Origin of the sequence: Paracoccus versutus (genome assembly GCF_029909795.1) — a bacterium.
GTDB classification, from domain to species: domain Bacteria; phylum Pseudomonadota; class Alphaproteobacteria; order Rhodobacterales; family Rhodobacteraceae; genus Paracoccus; species Paracoccus versutus.
Window position 1 is genome coordinate 265,748 of the sequence record NZ_CP038197.1, and the last position, 20,682, is coordinate 286,429.

The following is a 20,682-nucleotide window of genomic DNA, read 5'->3' on the forward strand; positions in this document are numbered from 1 at the left end:
GATGACGATGATTTTCGGCGTGCCCCTCCAGGCCCTGATGGGGCAATTGCTGGTCGGGCTGATCAACGGCAGCTTCTATGCGCTCTTGTCGCTGGGCCTGGCGGTGATCTTCGGGCTGTTGCGCGTGATCAACTTCGCCCATGGCGCGCAATACATGCTGGGCGCCTTCGCGGCGCTGCTGCTCCTGACCGTGGGCGGCATCAACTACTGGCTGGCGCTGATCCTGGCGCCGGTGATCGTGGGGGTGTTCGCGGCGCTGGTGGAAAAGACCATGCTGTCGCGGCTCTACAAGCTCGATCCCCTTTACGGGCTTCTCTTCACCTTCGGCCTGGCGCTGGCGATCGAGGGCACCTTCCGCTATTTCTTCGGCGCCTCGGGCAAGCCCTATGCGCCGCCCCCGCAGCTGACCGGGGCGGTGAACCTGGGCTTCATGTTCCTGCCGATCTATCGCGGCTGGGTGGTCATCGCCTCGCTGGCGGTCTGCATCGGGGTCTGGCTGCTGATCGAAAAGACCAAGCTCGGCGCCTACCTGCGCGCGGCGACGGAAAACCCGGTGCTGGTGCAGGCCTTCGGCGTCAACGTGCCCTTGCTCTTGACGCTGACCTATGCGCTCGGCGCCGGGCTTGCGGGCTTTGCCGGCGTGCTGGCGGCGCCGGTCTACCAGGTCAGCCCGCTGATGGGCTCGAACCTGATCATCATCGTCTTCGCGGTGGTGGTCGTGGGCGGCATGGGCTCGATCCTGGGCGCCATCGTCACCGGCTACATGCTGGGCGTGGTCGAGGGGCTGACCAAGGTCTTCTACCCCGAGGCCTCGAACATCGTGATCTTCGTCATCATGGCGATCGTCTTGATCCTGCGGCCCGCGGGCCTTTTCGGAAAGGATGCCTGACATGGCCGCAAAATCCGAAACCGTCGCCTCGGAACATGTCGCGGCCCATCCGCGCGCGGGGCAGGTGCAGCTGGTGCTGGTCGCCATCGCCCTGGCCGGGCTGCTGGTGGCGCCGATGTTCCTCTACCCGATCTTCCTGATGAAGCTTCTGGCCTTCGCGCTGTTTGCCTCGGCCTTCAACCTGCTGCTGGGCTACACGGGGCTTCTGTCCTTCGGCCATGCCACCTTCTTCGGGGGCGCGGCCTATTTCACCGCCCATGCGGTGAAGGTCTGGGGCTGGTCGCCCGAGGCCGGCATCCTGCTGGGCGTCGCCGGCGCGGCCCTGCTGGGGCTGGTGATGGGCGCCATCGCCATCCGCCGCCAGGGCATCTATTTCGCCATGATCACGCTGGCGCTGTCGCAGATGTTCTTCTTCTTCTGCCTGCAGGCGCCCTTCACCCATGGCGAGGACGGCATCCAGTCGGTGCCGCGCGGGCACCTGTTCGGGCTGATCGACCTGAACCGGCCGATGAACATGTATTACTTCGTGCTGGCGGTGTTCGTGATCGGGCTCCTGATCATCCGGCGTTTCGTGAACTCGCCCTTCGGCATGATCCTGAAGTCGATCCGGGAAAACGAGCAGCGCGCGATCTCGCTGGGTTATTCGGTGCAGCGCTACAAACTGGGCGCCTTCGTGATGTCGGCGGCGCTGGCGGGGCTGGCGGGGGGCGTCAAGGCGCTGATCTTCCAGTTCGCGACGCTGACCGACGTGACCTGGCAGATGTCGGGCGAGGTGATCCTGATGACGCTGCTGGGCGGCATCGGCACGCTCCTGGGGCCCATCGTCGGCGCAGGCCTGGTGGTCACCTTGCAGAACTACCTGGCCACATCGGACTTCCCGGTGACGATCATCACCGGCCTCGTCTTCATGGTCTGCGTCCTGCTGTTCCGCCGCGGCCTCGTCGGCGAGTTCTTCGCAACCAGGCTGGGCAGAAAAATGGGGTTCCGTTCCGAATCGTGATGGTGCGGCCCCCGCGCCGGCGGGGGCCATCATGGAGTGTCCGATGGAAAGCTACGACTATATCGTGATCGGCGCGGGCAGCGCCGGCTGCGTTCTGGCCAACCGCCTCAGCGCCGATCCCGGCAACCGGGTGCTGCTGCTCGAGGCCGGGGGGCGCGACAATTACCACTGGATCCATATCCCGGTCGGCTATCTCTATTGCATCGGCAACCCGCGCACCGACTGGGGTTTTCGCACCCAACCCGAGCCGGGGCTGAACGGCCGCGCGCTGCTTTACCCGCGCGGCCGGGTGCTGGGCGGCTGTTCCTCGATCAACGGCATGATCTACATGCGCGGGCAGGCGGCGGATTACGACCATTGGCGCCAGCTCGGCTGCACCGGCTGGGGCTGGGACGACGTGCTGCCGCTGTTCAAGGCGCAAGAGGACCATTATCGCGGGGCCGACGACATGCATGGCGCCGGTGGCGAATTGCGGGTCGAGACGGCGCGGGTTCGCTGGGCCGTGCTCGACGCCTTCATGGAGGCGGCCGAGCAGGCCGGCATCCCACGGACCGAGGACTTCAACCGCGGCGACAACGAGGGCGGCGGCTATTTCGACGTGACCCAGCGCCGCGGCTGGCGCTGGAGCGCGGCGAAGGCCTTTCTGCGCCCGGTGCGCCACCGCCCGAACCTGCGCATCCTGACCGGGGCCGAGGTCGAGCGGCTGGTGATCGAGGCGGGCGAGGTCGCGGGCGTGGTCTTTCACCACCAGGGCCAGCGGCGCGAGGTCCGCGCCGCGCGCGAGACGGTGCTGGCCGCGGGCGCCATCGGCTCGGTGCAGATCCTCGAACATTCCGGCGTCGGCCGCGGCGAGGTGCTGCAGGCGGCCGGCATCGCGCCCCAGGTCGAGGTGCCGGGCCTGGGCGAGAACCTGCAGGACCACCTGCAATTGCGGCTGGTCTACAAGGTCCGCGGCGTGCCGACGCTGAACGAAAAGGCCTCGCGCCTGATGGGCAAGGCGTCGATCGGGCTGGAATACCTGCTGAAACGCTCGGGCCCGATGTCGATGGCGCCCAGCCAGCTTGGCATCTTCACCCGCTCGGGGCCGGACAAGGCGACGCCGGACCTGGAGTTCCACGTCCAGCCGGTCAGCCTCGACAAGTTCGGCGACCCGGTGCATCCCTTTCCGGCGATGACCGCCTCGGTCTGCAACCTGCGGCCGGAAAGCCGCGGCTCGGTCCATGTCGCCGGGCCGGATTTCCGCGCCCATCCCGCGATCCGGCCGAATTACCTGTCGACCCAGGCCGACCGTGACGTGGCCGCGCGTGCCATCCGCCTGACCCGCAGGATCGCCGCGCAGCCCGCCTTCAACCGCTTCGACCCCGAGGAGCATATCCCCGGCATCGCCTTCCAGAGCGACGAGGATCTGGTCCGCGCCGCCGGCGCCATCGGCACCACGATCTTCCACCCGGTCGGCACCTGCCGCATGGGCGCCGACGACGCGGCGGTGGTCGACCCGCGGCTGCGGATGCGCGCGCTTGGCCGGCTGCGCATCGCCGACGCCTCGGTCATGCCGACCATCACCAGCGGCAACACCAACGCCCCGGTGATGATGATCGCCGAAAAGGCCGCGCGGATGATGCTCGAGGACGCCAGGGCCTGAGCCCGGCTTTGACTTTTCGCGCCCCATGCCCATATCTTGGCACAGGGCTGGAAGCGCGGAGGCAAGCCATGCTCAGGACCATCTGCCTGTCCCTTTCCCTGGCGCTCGCCGCGCCTGCCGCCATGGCCGGGCCGGACGCATCGGCGGGGGGAAACGTCACCGTCACCTATGTCGCGCCCGAGAGCTTCCGCGACCGCGAGTTCCGCCGCGAACGCAGCCGGACCTCGGTGCTGGCCGAATTCGACCGCTGGTTTGCCGAGCTTGGCGCGCGCTACCTGCCCGCCGGGCAAAGCCTTGCCATCGAGGTGCTGGACATCGACCTTGCCGGCGAGTTCGAACCCTGGCGCAGCGGCTTCAACGACGTGCGCTTCCTGCGCGACACCACGCCGCCGCGCATCCACCTGCGCTATCGGCTGATGCAGGGCGACACCGTCATCCGCGCGGGCGAAGAACGGCTGACCGACATGAACTATCTCTCGGACCCGCGCGGGCATGGCGACAGCCGGCGCTTCGTCTATGACAAGCTGATGGTGCAGGACTGGTTCCGCAAGACCTTCGCCACGCCGCGGCAACCCGCCCGTCCCGATCTTTCCGGCTGACCGGCAAGCCCCCGGCAGGCCGCAAGCGGCCCGCCCTCAATCCTCGATCATGCGGCGGCTGCCGTCGATGTCCAGCCCGCCGGAAAACACCCGGCTCGCGCGAATGTCGCTTTCGGTGATGGTGGACAGCGCCCGCGCATCGACCGGCACCTCGCCGGAAAACAGCCGGTTCGCCTGCCGCAGCCGCGCCCGGTCCAGCGCATTGCGGATCGAGCGGGCATTGGCGAAATGCGGCTGATCGCGGCGCAGGCGGATATATTCCTCCATCGCCGCCCGCCCGGCCTCGTCGAAGACATAGCCCTGGTTCACCAGCATCGAGGCCGAGATCCGCCCCAGCTCCTCGTCGGTATAGTCGGGAAACTCGATGTGATGGGCGATGCGCGAGCGAAAGCCGGGATTGGCCGAGAAGAAGCGGTCCATCCGGTCGGCATAGCCGGCCATGATGACCACCAGGTCGTCGCGGTTGTTCTCCATCACCTGCAGCAGGATCTCGATCGCCTCCTGGCCATAGTCGCGCTCGTTGTCGGGCTTGTAGAGGTAATAGGCCTCGTCGATGAACAGGACGCCCCCCATGGCCTTCTTCAGGACTTCCTTGGTCTTGGGCGCGGTATGGCCGATATATTGCCCGACCAGGTCGTCGCGGGTCACGCTGACCAGGTGGCCCTTGCGCACATAGCCCAGCCGGTGCAGCAGCCCGGCCATCTTCAGCGCCACCGTGGTCTTGCCGGTGCCGGGATTGCCGGTAAAGCTCATGTGCAGCGTCGGCACCTCATGGGCCAGCCCCAGGTCGCGCCGCGCCCGGTCTACCAGCAGCAGCGCCGCCGTCTCGCGGATCCTCTGCTTCACCGGCGCCAGCCCGATCAACTCGCGGTCCAGTTCGTCCAGGATCTCGCGCACGCCCGAGGATTCATACTCGGCCTTCAGATCCACGGTCGCCAGCGTCTCGCCCATATCGCCGTCCATCAGCCCTTCTCCGTTGCGAAAATACCTTCGGGGGGTCCGGGGGGCAGACAGCCCCCCGGCAGCAGCAGTCCGCTTAGCCGACCATCTCGTGGGTATAGCGGATATGGCGGCCATCGGCCTCCATGCGCCAGGTCTTGAAGCTCGGCTCGTTTTCCGGGCGGTTGACGATGAAGGACATCATCACCGTCTCCCAGCCGCGCGTGCTGTCGAAGGCGTTGATGCGGATATACTTGTCGCCATGCGCCTTGCGGCAGTCGTCCAGCTCCATCATCACGCCCTTGGCGTCCTTGAGGTCGAACATCGGGTTGCCCCACATCTCCCAATAGGTGTTGCGGGGATGGGGCTCGGAGGTCCATTCGATCCCGACCGCCCAGTCGCGCGACAGGATGTATTCCACCTGGTCGCGGATCTGCTCGTCGGTCAGGTCGGGCAGGAAGGAAAAGCAGCCCTGAGTGATACGCATCTGATCTCTCCCTTAGCTGACGGACGCGGTCGGAACGAAGTCCGAGGTGTCGGTCGAGGTATAGTTGAAGGTGATGTTGCCCCAGGTATCCAGCGCCGCCTCCAGCGGCTTGCACCACTTGGCCGCCTTGCGCAGCACCTCGGGACCCTCATTGGCGATATCGACGCCCTCGTTGCGCGCCAGAACCATGGCCTCCAGCGCCACGCGGTTCGCGGTCGCGCCGGCCTGGATGCCCATCGGGTGGCCGATGGTGCCGCCGCCGAATTGCAGCACCACGTCGTCGCCGAACAGGTCCAGCAGCTGGTGCATCTGCCCGGCATGGATGCCGCCCGAGGCGACCGGCATCACCTTTTTCAGGTTGGCCCAGTCCTGCTCGAAGAAGATGCCGCGCGGCAGGTCCACCGCGTTCACCGTCTCGCGGCAGACGTTGTAATAGCCCTGCACGGTCATCGGGTCGCCTTCCAGCTTGCCGACGGCGGTGCCGGTATGCAGGTGATCGACTCCGGCCATGCGCAGCCACTTGGCGATGACGCGGAAGCTGATGCCGTGGTTCTTCTGCCGGGTATAGGTGCCGTGGCCGGCGCGGTGCATGTGCAGGATCATGTCGTTCTGCCGGCACCAGTTGCTGATCGACTGGATCGCGGTCCAGCCGACGATCAGGTCCACCATGACGATGACAGAGCCCAGCTCCTTGGCCAGTTCCGCGCGGCGATACATCTCTTCCATCGTGCCGGCGGTGATGTTGAGGTAATGGCCCTTGGTCTCGCCGGTGGCGGCGGTGGCCTTGTTCACCGCCTCCATGCAGTAGAGGAAGCGGTCGCGCCAATGCATGAAGGGCTGCGAGTTGATGTTCTCGTCGTCCTTCATGAAGTCGAGCCCGCCCTTGAGCCCCTCGTAGACCACGCGGCCGTAGTTCTTGCCCGACAGGCCCAGCTTGGGCTTGGTGGTGGCGCCCAGGAGCGGGCGGCCGAACTTGTCCAGGCGCTCGCGCTCGACCACGATGCCGGTGGGCGGGCCGGCGAAGGTCTTCATGTAGGCGACCGGAAAGCGCATGTCCTCGAGCCGCGCGGCCTTCAGCGGCTTGAAGCTGAAGACGTTGCCGATGATCGAGGCGGTGACGTTGGCGATCGAGCCTTCCTCGAACAGGATCAGGTCATAGGCGACATAGCAGAAATACTGCCCCGGCGTGCCCGGCACCGGCTCGACCTTATAGGCTTTCGCGCGATACTGGTCGCAGGCGGTCAGCCGGTCGGTCCAGACCACGGTCCAGGTCGCGGTCGAGCTTTCGCCGGCCACGGCCGCCGCCGCCTCGATCGGGTCCACGCCCTCTTGCGGGGTGATGCGGAACAGCGCCAGCACATCGGTGTCCTTGGGCTGGTAGTCGCCGTCCCAGTAACCCATCTGGGCGTATTTCAGCACGCCGGCGGCGTAGCGCTTTTTCTTGTCCGTGATTTCGGACTTGCTCATCTCGTTCATCGGGCTTCCTCCTCCTCAGGCGGCTTTCGCGCCAGTGATTGCCGGGTCCAGCGCCCCCGACGCATAGCGTTTGGCCATCTCGTCCATCGGGATGACCCTGATCTTGCTGGCGTGGCCCGCGGTGCCGAAACGCTCGAAGCGGTCGCGGCACAGCGCCGTCAGCTCCTTCATGGCCGGGATCATGAACTTGCGCGGATCGAACTCTTCGGGCTTGTCGCGGGCGATCTTGCGGAACTGCCCGGTCATCGCCATGCGGCAGTCGGTGTCGATGTTCACCTTGCGCACGCCGTGGCGGATGCCGCGCTCGATCTCCTCGACCGGGACGCCATAGGTCTGCGGCATCGCGCCGCCGGCATCGTTGATCAGATCCTGCAGGTATTGCGGCACCGAGCTGGAGCCGTGCATGACCAGATGCGTGCCGGGCAGGCGCTCGTGGATCGCCTCGATCACATGCATGGCCAGGATGTCGCCATCGGGCTTGCGGCTGAACTTGTAGGCGCCATGGCTGGTGCCGCAGGCGATGGCCAGCGCGTCGCAGCGGGTGCGCGAGACGAAGTCCACCGCCTGGTCCGGGTCGGTCAGCAGCTGGCTGTGATCCAGCTTGCCCTCGGCGCCCGAGCCGTCCTCGGCCGCGGCCTCGCCGGTCTCCAGGCTGCCCAGCACGCCCAGCTCGCCCTCGACCGAGGCGCCGACGGCATGGGCGGCCTCGGCCACCTTGGCCGTCACCGCGACGTTATAGTCGTAATCCGCGGGCGTCTTCATGTCCTCGTGCAGCGAGCCGTCCATCATCACGCTGGTGAATCCGTGGCGGATCGCCGACATGCAGGTGGCCAGGTTGTTGCCATGGTCCTGGTGCAGGCAGATCGGGATGGTCGGGTTCATCTCGGCCAGGGCCTCGACCATGCGGCGCAGCATGATGTCGCCGGCATAGGAGCGGGCGCCGCGGCTGGCTTGCAGGATCACCGGGGCATCGACCTCGGCCGCGGCCTTCACGATGGCCAGGCCCTGTTCCATGTTGTTGATGTTGAAGGCGGGCACGCCGTAGCCATGTTCGGCGGCGTGGTCCAGAAGCTGTCGCAGCGTGATGAGGGCCATCACTTTCCTCCCTGGATAAGCTGGTTGGCAAGGTCGGCGGCACGTTCGGCGGTGATGCCGAAATGCCGGTAAAGCGCGGGGGCGGGGGCCGAGGCGCCAAAGCCCGCCATGCCGATGAAGCCGTCGCCGGGGCGCAGGAACAGCCCGTCCCAGCCCTGGCGGATCAGCGCCTCGATGGCGATGCGCGGGGCGCGGCCCAGCACCGCCTCGCGCTCGGCCTCGGGACGCCGGGCGAACAGCTCGAAGCAGGGGGCCGAGACGACGGCGGCGCGCACGCCCTGTGCCGCCAGCAGGTCGGCGGCCTCCAGCGCGATCTCGATCTCGGAGCCGGTGGCGATCAGGGTCACGTCGCGCGCGCCCTCGGTCTCGCGCAGGACATAGGCGCCCTGGCGGCTCAGGTTCTCGTCATCGGCCTCCAGCCGCACGGCGGGCAGGTTCTGGCGCGACAGGCACAGGACCGAGGGCGTGGCGGGCGCGGTCAGCGCGATCTCCCAGGCCTCGGCGGTCTCGACCGCATCGGCGGGGCGAAAGACCATCAGGTTCGGGATCGCCCGCAGCGCCGCGACATGCTCGACCGGCTGGTGGGTCGGGCCGTCCTCGCCTAGGCCGATGCTGTCATGGGTCATGACATGGACCACCGGCACCCCCATCAGCGCGCCCAGCCGGATGGCCGGGCGGGAATAGTCGGAAAAGGCCAGGAAGGTGCCGCCATAGGGGATCAGCCCGCCATGCAGCGCGATGCCGTTCATGATCGCGGCCATGCCGTGTTCGCGGATGCCGTAATGGACATAGCGGCCCAGGCGCTCGGCCGGCGTCACCGAGACCATGCCCTTGCTGCGGGTGTTGTTCGAGCCGGTCAGGTCGGCCGAGCCGCCCACCGTGTTCGGCAGCGTGGCGTTCACCACCTCCAGCGCCATCTCGGACGCCTTGCGGGTCGCCACCTTGGGCCGGTCGGCGGCCAGTCTGGCGGTATAGTCGCGGATGGCGCTGCGTAGCGCCGCCGCATCGGGCGCGGCCAGCATGGCGTTGAAACGGCCCTGATCTGGGGACGTTTCCAGCCGCTTCTGCCATGCTGACCGCGCCTCGGCCCCTCGCGCGGAGACATTGCGCCAGGAGTCCAGGATGTCTTGGGGAATTTCGAAGGGCGGATGGCTCCAGCCCAGATGCGCGCGCGCCGCGGCGATCTCGTCGGCGCCCAGCGGCGCGCCATGCACGTCGTGGCTGCCCTGCTTGTTCGGCGCGCCATAGCCGATCACCGTCTTGCAGGCGATGAGCGAGGGGCGCTCGTCCGCGCGCGCGGCCTCGATGGCGGCGGCCACCGCCTCGCGGTCATGGCCGTCCACCGCCTGCACATGCCAGCCCGCGGCGGCAAAGCGCGCCAGTTGGTCGGTCGAGGTGGACAGGTCGGTATGGCCGTCGATGGTGATGCCGTTGTCGTCCCACAGCAGGATCAGCCGGCCCAGCCGCTGGTGGCCGGCAAAGTCGATGGCCTCGTGGCTGATGCCCTCCATCAGGCAGCCGTCGCCCGAGATGACATAGGTCCAGTGATCGACCAGCCCGTCGCCGAAGCGGGCGTTCATCATCCGCTCGGCCAGCGCCATGCCGACGGCGGTGGCGATGCCCTGGCCCAGCGGGCCGGTGGTGGTCTCGATCCCCTTGGCATGGCCGTATTCGGGATGGCCGGCGGTGCGTGTGCCCAGCTGGCGGAAATTCCGCAGCTGCTCCATGTCCATGTCGTCATAGCCCAGCATGTGGTTGATCGCATAGACCAGCATCGAGCCATGGCCGGCCGACATCACGAAACGGTCGCGGTCGGGCCATGCGGCATCCGCCGGGTCGATCTTCATGAAGCGGTTGAACAGCACCGCGGCCACGTCGGCCATGCCCATGGGCGCGCCGGGGTGGCCGGATTTCGCCGCCTCGACCGCATCCATCGCCAGCGCACGGATGGCATTGGCCATCTGCGCCTCCATGCCGGTGTCGATCCTTGCCATCTGGTTCATGTTCTTCCCTCCCTTCAGGCGCGCTTCGATTCGTTGACCAGACGCAGGATCATCGGCGTCAGGATCAGCTGCATGGCGAGGTCCAGCTTCGGCCCCGGAATGACGATGGAATTGGCGCGGCTCATCCACGAGCCCTGGATCATCGAGGTCAGATAGGGGAAATCGATGCCGCGCGGGTTCTTGAAGCGGATCACCACCAGGCTTTCGTCCGCGGTGGGGATCCAGCGCGCGATGAACGGGTCCGAGGTGTCCACCACCGGCACGCGCTGGAAGTTGATGTCGGTTTCGGTGAACTGCGGGCAGATCACATGCACATAGGCATGCATCCGGCGCAGGATCACGTCGGTCACGGCCTCGGTCGAATAGCCGCGGCTGGCCTTGTCGCGGTGGATCTTCTGGATCCACTCCAGGTTGATGACCGGCACCACGCCGATCTTCAGGTCGGCCTGGCCGGCGATGTCGATGCCGTCCGACCTGACCGCGCCATGCAGCCCCTCGTAGAACAGCAGGTCCGAGTCGGGGGCGAAATCCTCCCATGCGGTGAACTGGCCGGGGGGCGTGCCGTATTTCTCGGCCTCGCGGTCGTCGTGGACGTAATGCCGGGTCTGGCCGGTGCCGGTCTCGCCGTAGTGGCGGAACACCTGCTCAAGGCGCTCCAGCTCGTTGGCCTCGATGCTGAAATGGCTGAAGGTGTGGTCGCCCGTCTCGGTCCGGCGCGTCAGTTCCGCCTTCATCGCCGCGCGGTCGAAGCGGTGGAAGGCGTCGCCCTCGATGCTGACGGCGGTGATGCTTTCGCGGCGGAAGATCTGGTCGAAGGTGTTCTTGATCGTGGTGGTGCCTGCGCCCGACGAGCCGGTGACAGAGATGATCGGGTGTTTCTTGCTCATGGTGTCCCTTCTTTTTCCAGATCAGGCCCGGAACAGGCCGCGATGGCCGAACAGTGCCGAAACCTCGGTCTCGGGCAGTTCGTGATAGGCGGCGATGCGGGCGACCTTCTCGGCCGAGCCGAAGACGAAGGGCGTGCGCTGGTGCAGGCTCGCCGCGCCCTGGTCGAGGATCGGGACCAGCCCGTTGGTGGCGCGACCGCCGGCCTGTTCGACCAGAAAGGCGATGGGCGCGCATTCGTAGAGCATGCGCAGCCGGCCCGAGCCGTAGCCCTTGCGCGCGTCGCCCGGATACAGGAACACGCCGCCCCGGATCAGGATGCGATGGGTTTCCGCCACCAGCGAGGCGATCCAGCGCATGTTGAAGTTCTGTTCCCGCGGGCCGTCGCTGCCGGCCAGGCAATCGTCGATATAGGCCCGGATCGGCTGCGGCCAGTGCCGGTAGTTCGAGGCGTTGATGGCGAATTCCAGGGCGCTTTCGGGCATCTCCTGCCGGGCCGTGACCAGCCGGAAGCCGTCGCTGTCGGGGTCCAGCGCGTAATGCTGCACGCCGTCGCCGAACGTCACCATCATGGCGCAGCGCGGGCCGTAGATGATATAGCCGCCGGCGATCTGCTGGCGCGCCGGGCGCAGGAAGCTGGCCTCGGCCGTCGCCTCGGCGGGGTAGATCGAAAAGATCGTGCCGATCGAGACATTGGTGTCGATGTTCGAGGAACCGTCCAGCGGGTCGATGGCGACGGCCAGGCGCCCCGCGGGGTCCAGCGCCACGGCCTCGTCCTGTTCCTCAGAGGCGAGCCAGCGCACCCCCGCGCCGGCCAGCGCCTGGCGGAACAGGTCGTCCGCCATCACGTCCAGCGCCTTCTGCCCGTCGCCATCCGCATTGGTCCCGACCGGCGAGGCAAGGTCGCCGCCCCGGCGGATGATCGCGGCAAGCCGGGCGCCGGCCTCGGCCATCGCCTGCATCACGGGCCGAAGCTCCTCGGGAATGCGGTCGGTCTGGATTGTCTCGGCGGTCATCTGCCCCTCCTCTGGCGCGTCCCGTCTTCTTGTTGACATGTCCAGATTTTAAGGAACATTTAATAATGCAAAAAAGTATTTCGGAAATTCTGAATGAAGCGGATCAGTGCCATTACCCTGCGCCAGCTGCGCGTGCTGCGCGCGGTGATCGACAGCGGCTCTCTGACGGGCGCCGCGGGGCAGCTTAGCCTCAGCCCGCCCGCGATCCACAGCCAGCTGCGCGCGCTGGAAGACCTGATGGGCGCGCCCATGGTGATCCGCGGCGAGCATGGCGCCTTCCTTGCCACCGAGGAGGGGCGGACGGTGCTGGAGGCCGAGGCGCAGATCGCCATCGCCCTGGAAACCTGTGCGCGGCGGGTGGCGGCACTGCAAAGCGGCCATACCGGCAACGTCTCGCTGGGGGTGGTCTCGACCGGCAAGTATTTCGCGCCGCGCCTTGTCGCCGACCTGCGCCGCGCGCTGCCCGAGGTCGAGGTGACGCTGCGCATCGGCAACCGCGACACGGTGATCCAGTGGCTGACCTCGCGCGCGCTGGACCTGGCGATCATGGGCCGGCCGCCGCGCAACCCGGCGGTGGTGGCCGAGCCCATCGGCCCGCATCCCCATATCATCGTCGCGCCCCCCGATCACCGGCTGGCCACAGCCGATCCGGCGACGCCGCGGGATCTGCTGGCCGAAACCTATCTGGCGCGCGAGCCGGGCTCGGGCACGCGCATCCTGATGACGCGCTTCCTGGACCGGATCGGCGACGGCACGCCCTGGCGCATGGTCGAGATGGGCACGAACGAGACCATCAAGCAGGCGGTGATCGCCGGGCTGGGGATCGCGCTGATCTCGCAGCATACCGTGACCGAGGAATTGCGCGCCGGCCGGCTGGTGGCGCTGAAGGCCGAGGGGCTGCCGATCCAGCGCAACTGGTTCCTGATCCGGCGCGAGGACATGGCGCTGTCGCCGGCGGGGCGGCGGGTGCATGACCATATCCTGGGGCTGAAGGGCACCTTCCTGCCCGCGGTCGAATCCTAGGGGCCGGCCGCGGCGGATCGCCGGCGGCCGGCCCCCTGGGCCTTGCCTTTGACCTTGCGCGATCAGTCCTCCAGCGGCTTGCCGGCGGTCTCGCGCGCCATCAGCATGGCGACCAGCGCCAGCGCGGCGGCGCCGACCAGGTACCAGGCCGGCGCCAGCTTGCTGCCGGTCACGCTGATCAGCCAGGTCGCGACGAAGGGCGCGGTGCCGCCGAACAGCGCATTCGCCGCGTTGAAGCTGAAGGCGAAGCCGGAATAGCGCACGCGGGTCGGAAAGATCTCGGACAGGAAGCAGGGCAGGGTGCCGTCGTTGATGGTCAGCAGCGCGCCGAAGGCGATCTGGATCAGCACGATGGTGAGGAAGCTCGCGCCGTCGAGCATGCTGAACAGCGGCACGGTCAGCGCCATGAACAGCACCGAGGCGGTGATCAGCGCCGTCTTGCGCCCCAGCCGGTCCGACAGCATGCCCATCAGGAAGATCAGGAAGATGTAGCTGGCCAGCGAGATGCTGGTGGCCAGGAAGGCCTGCGCCTTGCCCATGCCCATCTCGGTCGAGAGATAGGTGGGCATGTAGCTGAGGATCAGGTAGAAGCCCACGGCGTTGAGGCAGGTGACGCCGAAGGCGATGGCGATCTGCCGGCGATGGTTGCGAAACAGCTCGCGCACCGGGGTGGCCTCGACGTGATGGGTCTTTTCCAGCTCGCGGAATTTCGGCGTATCCTCCAGCCGCAGCCGGATATAAAGGCCGATGAAGCCCAGCGGCAGCGCCAGCAGGAAGGGGATGCGCCAGCCGAAGCTTTGCATCTGCGCCTCGTCCAGGAAGGCGAAGAGCCCCGCCGACATCAGCGAGCCGGCCAGCAGCCCCGCGGCGGTCGAGGCCGGCACGATGCTGGTGTAAAGGCCGCGGCGGTGGGTCGGCGAATATTCGGCGATGAACGAGGTGGCGCCGGCATATTCGCCCGCGGCGGAAAAGCCCTGCACCATGCGCACCAGCAGCAGAAGCACCGGCGCCAGCAGGCCGATCTGGTGATAGGACGGCAGCAGCGCGATGACGGTGGTGGCGCCCGACATGATCAGGATCGACCAGGACAGCGCCGTGCGCCGCCCGACCCGGTCGCCGATCGCGCCCCAGATGATGCCGCCGACCGGGCGGATGATGAACGAGATGGCGAAGACCGCGAAGGTCGCCAGCAGCGCGCTGGTCGGCGCGATCTCGGGGAAGAAGGCATGGGCGATGACGGTGGCGAAATAGCCGTATGAGGCATAGTCGAACCATTCGACGAAATTGCCGACGAAGCTGGCGCCCAGCACCTTCCTGACGACATCGCGCGAGACCTCGGCGTCCGGCGCCGCATCCTGCGGCATGCCGGCCGCCGCGGCGAGCGTTGGATTGGACATTGATTACCCTCCCTTGGGTGTTCCTGCCGGCCTCCTCTGCCGGCAATGGCCTTTCGGCCCGGCCCGCGGGGGATGCGGGCCGGTGGCGGCGGTCGGAACCGCCGTTACGCGATCCGCCCGCCGGGTGGTCCGGCGGGCGGCGGGGGTCAGGCGGCCTTGGCCTTGCCCTTGACGATCAGATGCTCGGGTCCATAGGGGAAGCCGGTGATGTTGCGGTTCCCGCCTTCCTCGATCACCAGGATGTCATGCTCGCGATAGCCGCCGGCGCCGGGCATGCCCTCGGGGATGGTGATCATCGGCTCCATCGAGACGACCATGCCGGGCTCCAGCACCGTCTCGCAATCCTCGCGCAGTTCCAGCCCCGCCTCGCGGCCGTAATAGTGGCAGAGCACGCCGAAGCTGTGGCCATAGCCGAAGCTGCGGTATTGCAGCAGGTTCTGGGCCGCATACATCTCGTTCAGCTCGGCCGCGATCTCCGAGCATTTCTTGCCCGGCACCAGCAATTCCTTGCCGCGGTCGTGGACCTTGCAGTTGAACTCCCACAGCCGGATGTGTTCGTCGCTGGCCTCCTCGGCGAAGAGCGTGCGCTCCAGCGCGACGTAATAGCCCGCGACCATGGGGAAGCAGTTCAGCGACAGGATGTCGCCGCGCTGGATCTTGCGGCTCGTCACCGGGTTGTGGGCGCCGTCCGTGTTCACGCCGGACTGGAACCAGGTCCAGGTGTCCAGCAGCTCGGCATGCGGCCAGGTCTTGGCGATCTCGCGCACCATGGCGGCGGTGGAATGCAGCGCCACCTCGTGCTCGGGCACGCCGACGGCGGTCGCTTCGACGCAGGCCGCGCCGCCGACATCGGCGATGCGGGCCATCTCGGTGATATGGGCGATCTCCTCGGCCGACTTGATCATGCGCAGCCGCATGGCGGGGGCGGCGATGTCGACGAACGCGACGCCGGGAAATTCCGCCTTCAGCAGGTCGAGCAGGTCGATGTTCACATGGTCGAACTCGATGCCGATGCGCTTGGCGCTGCCGGCAAGCTGGCGCAGGGCATGAAAATAATTGTCCTTCTGCCAGTCGGTATAGGTGACGTTGCCACCGAAGCTTCGCCGCCAGGGCTGGCCGCCGTCGATGCCGGCGCTGATCGTCGTCGCCTTGTCATGGTCGATCACCAGCCCGTAGCGGCGGCCGAACTGGCAATAGAGGAAATCCGCGTAATAGTTGATGTTGTGATACGAGGTGAACAGCGCCGCATCGACGCCCGCCTGCGCCATATGCGCGCGGATCGCGTCCTGGCGGCGCTGCATTTCCGTGACCGAGAAGGTCGGGGCCGCCTTCTCGCCATTGCCGACGAAACTTTGAAGCCTGTCGCGTTGCATGGGATGTCCTCTTTGTTCTTTGGGGGTTCGGATGGCGTCAGGATCGGGCGTGCAAGGGGTCTTGTCAAAAGACCGTTTCTCATGCTTCGCTTGAGAAAATCTCAACTTCTGCGGATCGCTTCCCATGTCGCTTCTGCCGCTCAATGCCCTGCGTGCCTTCGAGGCCGTCGCCCGGCTGAAAAGCTTCAAGGAGGCAGCGAAGGCGCTGTTCGTCACCCAGTCGGCGGTCAGCCACCAGGTCCGCCATCTCGAGGAATTCCTGGGGGTTGCGCTGTTCGACCGCTCGGGGCCGCGGCCGCGCCTCCTGCCGCGCGGGCAGGAGCTGGCGCGCACGCTGAGCCTGTCGCTGGCCGAGATCGAGGCGGCCTGCAAGCGGGTGCGCATGGCCGGCGGCGCGCAGCCGCTGGTGATCGCCGCCATCCCCTCGGTCGCGATCTGCTGGCTGATCCCGCGGCTTTCGCGCTTTCGGCAGGCGCATCCCGACCTGGCGCTGCGCGTGGTCTATGCCATGCACGGGCAAGAGATCGACTTTCGCAGCACGCATTTCGCCTTCGTCTTCTCGGATGGCCCGCCGGTCATGCCGGGGGTGCGGGTGCTGGCCTTCCTGCCCGGCGAAAGCGCGCCGGTCTGCAACCCCTCGCTGCTGTCCGGCCTGGGCGAGGCGCCGCCCTCGGCCGCCGGGATCAGGGCCGCCGGGCTGCTGCACGACACCGACACATCCGCCTGGCGCGCCTGGCTGGCGCGGATGGGCGAGGGCATCGGCCCGGACGAGGCCGGGCCGGTCTTCGAGGATTTCAATCTGCTTCGCGCCGCCGCCCTGGCCGGGCAGGGGGTGGCGCTATGCCCGCTGGCGATGATCCGCGATGACCTGGACAGCGGCCGGCTGGTGCAGCTGTCCCCGGTCACGGTGCTGGAAAACTATGGCTATTACCTGCTGGCCAACGATCCGCAGCCCGCCGACCTGGCCGAGAACGCCCAGGCGTTCCAGGACTGGGCGTTCCGCGAAAGGGATGCCGGGCCGGACGGCTGATCCGGGTCAGGACCGTGCCGGTTCGCGCGCCGCGACCGGGTGCAGCAGATGCGAGAAATCCGGCCGCCGCGCCAGCACGTCGGCCAGGCTGTAGCCGTCCAGCACCGCCATGAACCCCGCCATCGCCTCGTCCAGCACCGAGGTCAGCCCGCAGGCCGGCGCGATGATGCAGGTGCCGCAGCCGACCAGGTCGAAATCGTCCTCGGTATGGCGGACCAGCGCGCCGACATTGATCTCGGCCGGCGGACGGGCCAGGCGGATGCCGCCGTTGCGCCCGCGCAGGCTGGCCAGGAAGCCGGCATGCACCAGGTCGTTGATGACCTTCATCAGGTGGTTTTGCGAAATGCCATAGGCCTGCGCGATCTCGCCGATCGAGCAGAGCCGCTCGGGCTCGCGGCCCAGATACAGCAGCACGCGCATGGCATAATCGGTATAGCGCGTCAGGCGCATCGCAGGCTCCGATAAAACATGTATCCTGATTGCATGTTTCTGGCGGCAAAGATACATGTATCCACAATACATGTTTTGAGTCGCGGCCGATCCCTTGCCGCGCCCCCTTGCAGGAGAAGCCGAATGCCGCAGCCGCTGAGCGCGCAGACCATCGCCCTGGTCAAAGCCACCGTCCCCGCGCTTGAGGCGCATGGCCTTGACATCATTCGCGAAATGTATGCGCGCATGTTCCAGAACCCGGACATCCGCGACCTGTTCAACCAGACGCACCAGGGCGGTTCGGAATCGCAGCCGCGCGCGCTGACCGGGGCGATCCTGGCCTATGCCAACAATATCGACAACGTGACGGCGCTGGTTCCCGCGGTCGAGCGCATCGCCCAGAAACATGTCGGCCTGCAGATCCTGCCCGAACATTACCCCCATGTCGCCGAGGCGCTTCTGGGCGCCATCCAGGCGGTTCTGGGCGATGCCGCCACCGACGAGGTGCTGGATGCCTGGGGCGAGGCCTATTGGTTCCTTGCCAATATCCTGATCGCGCGCGAGCGGCGGATCTATGACGAGCAGCTGGCGGTCGAGGGCGGCTGGAACGGCTGGCGCGACTTCCGCATCGACGAGGTGATCCGCGAAAGCAGCACCATCGCCTCGTTCATCCTGCGCCCGGTCGATGGCGGGCCGGTGATGGCGCACAAGCCGGGCCAATACCTGACCTTCTGGCTGGAGATCCCCGGCCATGCCCCGGCCAAGCGCAACTATTCGATCTCGGCCGCGGCGAACGGCCAGACCTATCGCATCTCGGTCAAGCGCGAGCCGCAGGGGCTGGTCTCGGGCTGGCTGCACCAGCAAAGGCCGGGCACGGTGCTGAAGGTGGCCGCGCCCGCGGGCGAGTTCTTCCTGCCCGACCGGCCCGAGCGGCCGGTGGTGCTGCTGTCGGGGGGCGTGGGGCTGACGCCCATGGTCGCCATGCTGGAGGCGCTGGTGCAATCGGATGCGCCGGTGCCGGTGCATTACATCCACGGCACCCACGACCGCGACACCCATGCGATGCGCGCCCATGTCCGCGCGCTGGCCAAGCGGCGGCCGCAGATCACCGTCACCGATTTCCACCAGACGCCGCTGGCGGACGAGGTCGCGGGCCGCGACTACGACCATGCCGGGCTGATCACCGAGGAATGGCTGCTGGCCAATACCCCCTCGGAGGCGGCGGATTACTATATCTGCGGCCCGCGCCCCTTCCTGCGCGCGGCGGTGGCGGCCTTGTCGCTGGCGGGCGTGCCCGCGGACCGCATCCATTACGAGTTCTTCGGCCCGGCCGACGAATTGCTGGCCGCCTGAGGCGGCCTTGGGCCGACGCTGCCCGGCCCCTTGCCAAGGGGCTTGGCAGCGCGCCGCGGCTTGTGGCAATGCGGAACGGACGCCCGGTCCCCCGGCCGGGTGCAGCATCCGGGAAACCATCGTGCCGCAATCTGTTGCTGACGACAGCGAACGCTATATCGCGCGGGGCATTGCCCATGTGAAGCTTGCGACGCCGGTCCGGGCGCCGATCACCGTGTCCTTCGTGCTGATGCCGCGCTTTACCATGCTGGCCTTCACCTCGGCGATCGAGCCCTTGCGGGTGGCCAACCAGCTGACCGAGCAGGTGCTGTTCAAATGGCGCATCCACAGCGAAAGCGGCGCGCCGATCACCTGCTCGAACGGGGTGCCGCTGCTGCCCGACGCGCCGCTGTCCGAGGCGCTGGCCTCGGATTACGTGCTGGTCTGCGGCGGGGTCGAGCCGGATGCGGGGTGCAGCGCCGAGCTGACCGACTGGCTGCGCAAGCAATAGCGCCATGGCGGCACCGTGGGCGGGCTTTGCACCGGCGCCTATGCGCTGGCCCGTGCCGGCATCCTCAACGGCCGCCGCTTTACCCTGCATTGGGAAAACATCCCGAACTTTACCGAGAAATATCCCGACCTGGTGCCCGAGCGGCGCATCTTCTGCATCGACGAACGCATCGTCACCTGCGCCGGCGGCGTCGCCTCGGCCGAACTGGCGCTGAAGCTGATCGAGGATTACTACGGCGCCGAGCTGGGCCAGGCGGTGATGAACATGTGCCTGCTGGGCCAGATCCGCCGCGGCGAGGACGAACAGCTGAGTTCGCTTTCCGTCCGCCTGGGCACGCGCAACGACCACCTGATCCGCGCCGTGGCCTATATCGAGGCCCATGTCGAGGACGAGATCGACCTGGCCGAATGCGCCCGCCACCTGGGCATCTCGCGCCGCCAGCTCGAGCGGCTGTTCCAGCGCTACCTGGACACGACGCCGCTGCAATACCTCAACAGGGTGCGGCTGCAGCATGCCCGCTCGCTGCTGACCGAGACCAATCTCAGCGTCATGCAGGTGGCGGTGGCCTGCGGCTTCGGCTCGTCCTCGTATTTCTCCAAGGTGTTCCGGGGGCAATACGGCATGTCGCCCTACAAGTTCTCGCTGACGCGCAAGCGGCCGGGTTAGGGCCTGGTCCGCGCCCTGCGCTATGATCGGCCGAATCGCCAGCGCAGGAGGACGGGGGATGGACAAGGGCAGGGCGGCGGCGGGACGCATCCGCATCGGCATCGGCGGCTGGACCTATGAGCCCTGGCGCGGCAGCTTCTATCCCGAGGGGCTGGCGCAGCGGCGCGAGCTGGAACATGCCAGCCGCCGGCTGACCTCGATCGAGGTCAACGGCACCTATTACGGCGCGCAAAAGCCCGAGAGCTTTCGCAAATGGCATGACGAGACGCCCGAGGATTTCGTCTTTTCGCTGAAGGCGCCGCGCTATGCCACCAACCGCAAGGTGCTGGCCGATGCGGGCGAAACCATCGCGCGCTTCCTGTCCGGCGGGGTCATGCTCTTGGGCGACAAGCTGGGGCCGATCAACTGGCAGTTCATGGCGACGAAGAAATTCGAGCCGGCGGATTTCGAGGCCTTCCTGAAGCTGCTGCCCGCCTCGGCCGAGGGCAGGGCGCTGCGCCATGTGGTCGAGGTCCGCCACGAGAGCTTCCGCACGCCCGCCTTTACCGAGATGCTGCGCGAGCATGGGGTGGCGGCCGTGGTCGCCGCGGACGGCAAGTATCTGCAGATCGCCGATCCGACCGCGCCCTTCGTCTATGCGCGCATCATGGGCACCAGCGCGGACGAGGCGCTGGGCTATTCGCCGGCCGCGCTGGATCTTTGGGCGGAAAGGGCGCGGATCTGGGCCGCGGGCGAGCTGCCCGAGGGGCTGGATCATGTCGGGCCGAACGCGGTCCCGGGGCCGCGCGACGTCTATCTTTACGTCATCGGCGGCCACAAGGCGCATAATCCGCAAGCCGCGATGGCGCTGATCGAGCGGCTGGGCTGAAGGCCGCGGAGGGTCCGGCCGC

General features: G+C 67.4%; 20 protein-coding genes. 10 read left to right on the forward strand and 10 right to left on the reverse strand.

Features of this window, described 5'->3' with window-relative positions; translation table 11 throughout:
- Position 1: 1 nt before the first annotated feature.
- From E3U25_RS12340 to E3U25_RS12355, 4 genes are all read left to right on the forward strand, one after another.
- Positions 2 to 889 (forward strand): branched-chain amino acid ABC transporter permease, encoded by an 888-nt coding sequence (locus tag E3U25_RS12340; protein WP_116222620.1) that lies wholly within the window; start codon positions 2 to 4, stop codon positions 887 to 889.
- Position 890: 1 nt separating this feature from the next.
- Complete coding sequence (locus tag E3U25_RS12345; RefSeq protein WP_116222621.1) at positions 891 to 1,889, forward strand: branched-chain amino acid ABC transporter permease; 999 nt, start codon at positions 891 to 893, stop codon at positions 1,887 to 1,889.
- Positions 1,890 to 1,932: 43 nt separating this feature from the next.
- On the forward strand, positions 1,933 to 3,531 hold the full coding sequence (locus E3U25_RS12350; RefSeq protein ID WP_116222622.1) for a GMC family oxidoreductase: 1,599 nt from the start codon (positions 1,933 to 1,935) through the stop codon (positions 3,529 to 3,531).
- Between the two features lie 68 nt (positions 3,532 to 3,599).
- Entirely contained in the window at positions 3,600 to 4,130 is a 531-nt protein-coding gene (locus E3U25_RS12355; RefSeq protein WP_116222623.1) for a DUF3016 domain-containing protein, read from the forward strand.
- Positions 4,131 to 4,166: 36 nt separating this feature from the next.
- Here the strand turns inward: E3U25_RS12355 and cbbX are convergent, their stop codons facing one another.
- From cbbX to E3U25_RS12390, 7 genes are all read right to left on the reverse strand, one after another.
- On the reverse strand, positions 4,167 to 5,093 hold the full coding sequence (gene cbbX, locus E3U25_RS12360; protein WP_166435585.1) for a CbbX protein: 927 nt from the start codon (positions 5,091 to 5,093) through the stop codon (positions 4,167 to 4,169).
- Between the two features lie 73 nt (positions 5,094 to 5,166).
- A complete protein-coding gene (locus E3U25_RS12365; RefSeq protein ID WP_072463156.1) occupies positions 5,167 to 5,556 on the reverse strand; it encodes a ribulose bisphosphate carboxylase small subunit in 390 nt (129 codons plus the stop codon).
- 12 nt (positions 5,557 to 5,568) lie between these two features.
- Complete coding sequence (locus tag E3U25_RS12370) at positions 5,569 to 7,032, reverse strand: form I ribulose bisphosphate carboxylase large subunit (protein ID WP_036757650.1); 1,464 nt, start codon at positions 7,030 to 7,032, stop codon at positions 5,569 to 5,571.
- A 15-nt stretch (positions 7,033 to 7,047) separates the two neighbouring features.
- Complete coding sequence (gene fba / locus E3U25_RS12375) at positions 7,048 to 8,127, reverse strand: class II fructose-bisphosphate aldolase (RefSeq protein ID WP_036757649.1); 1,080 nt, start codon at positions 8,125 to 8,127, stop codon at positions 7,048 to 7,050.
- Positions 8,127 to 10,130 carry a transketolase gene (gene tkt, locus E3U25_RS12380; protein ID WP_181180825.1) on the reverse strand — a complete coding sequence of 668 codons (2,004 nt, stop codon included), beginning with the start codon at positions 10,128 to 10,130 and terminating at the stop codon, positions 8,127 to 8,129. Before tkt ends, fba begins: the two co-directional genes overlap by 1 nt.
- A 14-nt stretch (positions 10,131 to 10,144) precedes the next feature.
- Positions 10,145 to 11,017, reverse strand: coding sequence for a phosphoribulokinase (locus tag E3U25_RS12385; protein WP_036757648.1), 873 nt, complete (start codon positions 11,015 to 11,017; stop codon positions 10,145 to 10,147).
- A gap of 21 nt (positions 11,018 to 11,038) precedes the next feature.
- A complete protein-coding gene (locus E3U25_RS12390) occupies positions 11,039 to 12,031 on the reverse strand; it encodes a class 1 fructose-bisphosphatase (RefSeq protein WP_036757647.1) in 993 nt (330 codons plus the stop codon).
- Positions 12,032 to 12,124: 93 nt separating this feature from the next.
- Here E3U25_RS12390 and cbbR point away from each other — a divergent pair, with 93 nt between their 5' ends.
- The gene (cbbR, locus tag E3U25_RS12395) at positions 12,125 to 13,054 is read left to right on the forward strand and encodes a LysR family regulator CbbR (RefSeq protein ID WP_116222624.1); all 930 of its coding nucleotides are present in this window, start codon (positions 12,125 to 12,127) and stop codon (positions 13,052 to 13,054) included.
- A gap of 62 nt (positions 13,055 to 13,116) precedes the next feature.
- Here the strand turns inward: cbbR and E3U25_RS12400 are convergent, their stop codons facing one another.
- Complete coding sequence (locus E3U25_RS12400; RefSeq protein WP_036757645.1) at positions 13,117 to 14,451, reverse strand: MFS transporter; 1,335 nt, start codon at positions 14,449 to 14,451, stop codon at positions 13,117 to 13,119.
- Between the two features lie 146 nt (positions 14,452 to 14,597).
- Positions 14,598 to 15,824 carry an aminopeptidase P family protein gene (locus E3U25_RS12405; RefSeq protein ID WP_116222625.1) on the reverse strand — a complete coding sequence of 409 codons (1,227 nt, stop codon included), beginning with the start codon at positions 15,822 to 15,824 and terminating at the stop codon, positions 14,598 to 14,600.
- A 124-nt stretch (positions 15,825 to 15,948) separates the two neighbouring features.
- Between E3U25_RS12405 and E3U25_RS12410 the strand changes: the two genes are divergently transcribed.
- Positions 15,949 to 16,854: a LysR substrate-binding domain-containing protein gene (locus tag E3U25_RS12410; RefSeq protein WP_072463161.1), complete on the forward strand. Its 906-nt coding sequence runs from the start codon at positions 15,949 to 15,951 to the stop codon at positions 16,852 to 16,854.
- Positions 16,855 to 16,860: 6 nt separating this feature from the next.
- On the opposite strand, the gene E3U25_RS12415 is transcribed toward E3U25_RS12410, so the two are convergent.
- Entirely contained in the window at positions 16,861 to 17,304 is a 444-nt protein-coding gene (locus E3U25_RS12415) for an RrF2 family transcriptional regulator (protein WP_114536208.1), read from the reverse strand.
- 123 nt (positions 17,305 to 17,427) lie between these two features.
- Between E3U25_RS12415 and hmpA the strand changes: the two genes are divergently transcribed.
- The 4 genes from hmpA (at position 17,428) to E3U25_RS12435 (ending at position 20,660) form a co-directional block, all read left to right on the forward strand.
- Positions 17,428 to 18,636, forward strand: coding sequence for an NO-inducible flavohemoprotein (gene hmpA / locus E3U25_RS12420; protein WP_116222626.1), 1,209 nt, complete (start codon positions 17,428 to 17,430; stop codon positions 18,634 to 18,636).
- 121 nt (positions 18,637 to 18,757) lie between these two features.
- Positions 18,758 to 19,126, forward strand: a complete 369-nt coding sequence (locus tag E3U25_RS12425) for an AraC family transcriptional regulator (protein WP_244295290.1) — start codon at positions 18,758 to 18,760, stop codon at positions 19,124 to 19,126.
- A 15-nt stretch (positions 19,127 to 19,141) separates the two neighbouring features.
- Positions 19,142 to 19,792, forward strand: a complete 651-nt coding sequence (locus E3U25_RS12430; RefSeq protein ID WP_244295291.1) for a GlxA family transcriptional regulator — start codon at positions 19,142 to 19,144, stop codon at positions 19,790 to 19,792.
- A gap of 58 nt (positions 19,793 to 19,850) precedes the next feature.
- Positions 19,851 to 20,660 (forward strand): DUF72 domain-containing protein, encoded by an 810-nt coding sequence (locus E3U25_RS12435; RefSeq protein WP_116222627.1) that lies wholly within the window; start codon positions 19,851 to 19,853, stop codon positions 20,658 to 20,660.
- Positions 20,661 to 20,682 lie beyond the last annotated feature (22 nt).

Coding starts and splice junctions, on each gene's coding strand:
- E3U25_RS12340 (WP_116222620.1), top strand. CDS start 2: ATGACGATGATTTTCGGCGTGCCCCTCCAGGCCCTGATGGGGCAATTG.
- E3U25_RS12345 (WP_116222621.1), top strand. CDS start 891: ATGGCCGCAAAATCCGAAACCGTCGCCTCGGAACATGTCGCGGCCCAT.
- E3U25_RS12350 (WP_116222622.1), top strand. CDS start 1,933: ATGGAAAGCTACGACTATATCGTGATCGGCGCGGGCAGCGCCGGCTGC.
- E3U25_RS12355 (WP_116222623.1), top strand. CDS start 3,600: ATGCTCAGGACCATCTGCCTGTCCCTTTCCCTGGCGCTCGCCGCGCCT.
- cbbX (WP_166435585.1), bottom strand. CDS start 5,093: ATGGACGGCGATATGGGCGAGACGCTGGCGACCGTGGATCTGAAGGCC.
- E3U25_RS12365 (WP_072463156.1), bottom strand. CDS start 5,556: ATGCGTATCACTCAGGGCTGCTTTTCCTTCCTGCCCGACCTGACCGAC.
- E3U25_RS12370 (WP_036757650.1), bottom strand. CDS start 7,032: ATGAACGAGATGAGCAAGTCCGAAATCACGGACAAGAAAAAGCGCTAC.
- fba (WP_036757649.1), bottom strand. CDS start 8,127: ATGGCCCTCATCACGCTGCGACAGCTTCTGGACCACGCCGCCGAACAT.
- tkt (WP_181180825.1), bottom strand. CDS start 10,130: ATGAACCAGATGGCAAGGATCGACACCGGCATGGAGGCGCAGATGGCC.
- E3U25_RS12385 (WP_036757648.1), bottom strand. CDS start 11,017: ATGAGCAAGAAACACCCGATCATCTCTGTCACCGGCTCGTCGGGCGCA.
- E3U25_RS12390 (WP_036757647.1), bottom strand. CDS start 12,031: ATGACCGCCGAGACAATCCAGACCGACCGCATTCCCGAGGAGCTTCGG.
- cbbR (WP_116222624.1), top strand. CDS start 12,125: ATGAAGCGGATCAGTGCCATTACCCTGCGCCAGCTGCGCGTGCTGCGC.
- E3U25_RS12400 (WP_036757645.1), bottom strand. CDS start 14,451: ATGTCCAATCCAACGCTCGCCGCGGCGGCCGGCATGCCGCAGGATGCG.
- E3U25_RS12405 (WP_116222625.1), bottom strand. CDS start 15,824: ATGCAACGCGACAGGCTTCAAAGTTTCGTCGGCAATGGCGAGAAGGCG.
- E3U25_RS12410 (WP_072463161.1), top strand. CDS start 15,949: ATGTCGCTTCTGCCGCTCAATGCCCTGCGTGCCTTCGAGGCCGTCGCC.
- E3U25_RS12415 (WP_114536208.1), bottom strand. CDS start 17,304: ATGCGCCTGACGCGCTATACCGATTATGCCATGCGCGTGCTGCTGTAT.
- hmpA (WP_116222626.1), top strand. CDS start 17,428: ATGCCGCAGCCGCTGAGCGCGCAGACCATCGCCCTGGTCAAAGCCACC.
- E3U25_RS12435 (WP_116222627.1), top strand. CDS start 19,851: ATGGACAAGGGCAGGGCGGCGGCGGGACGCATCCGCATCGGCATCGGC.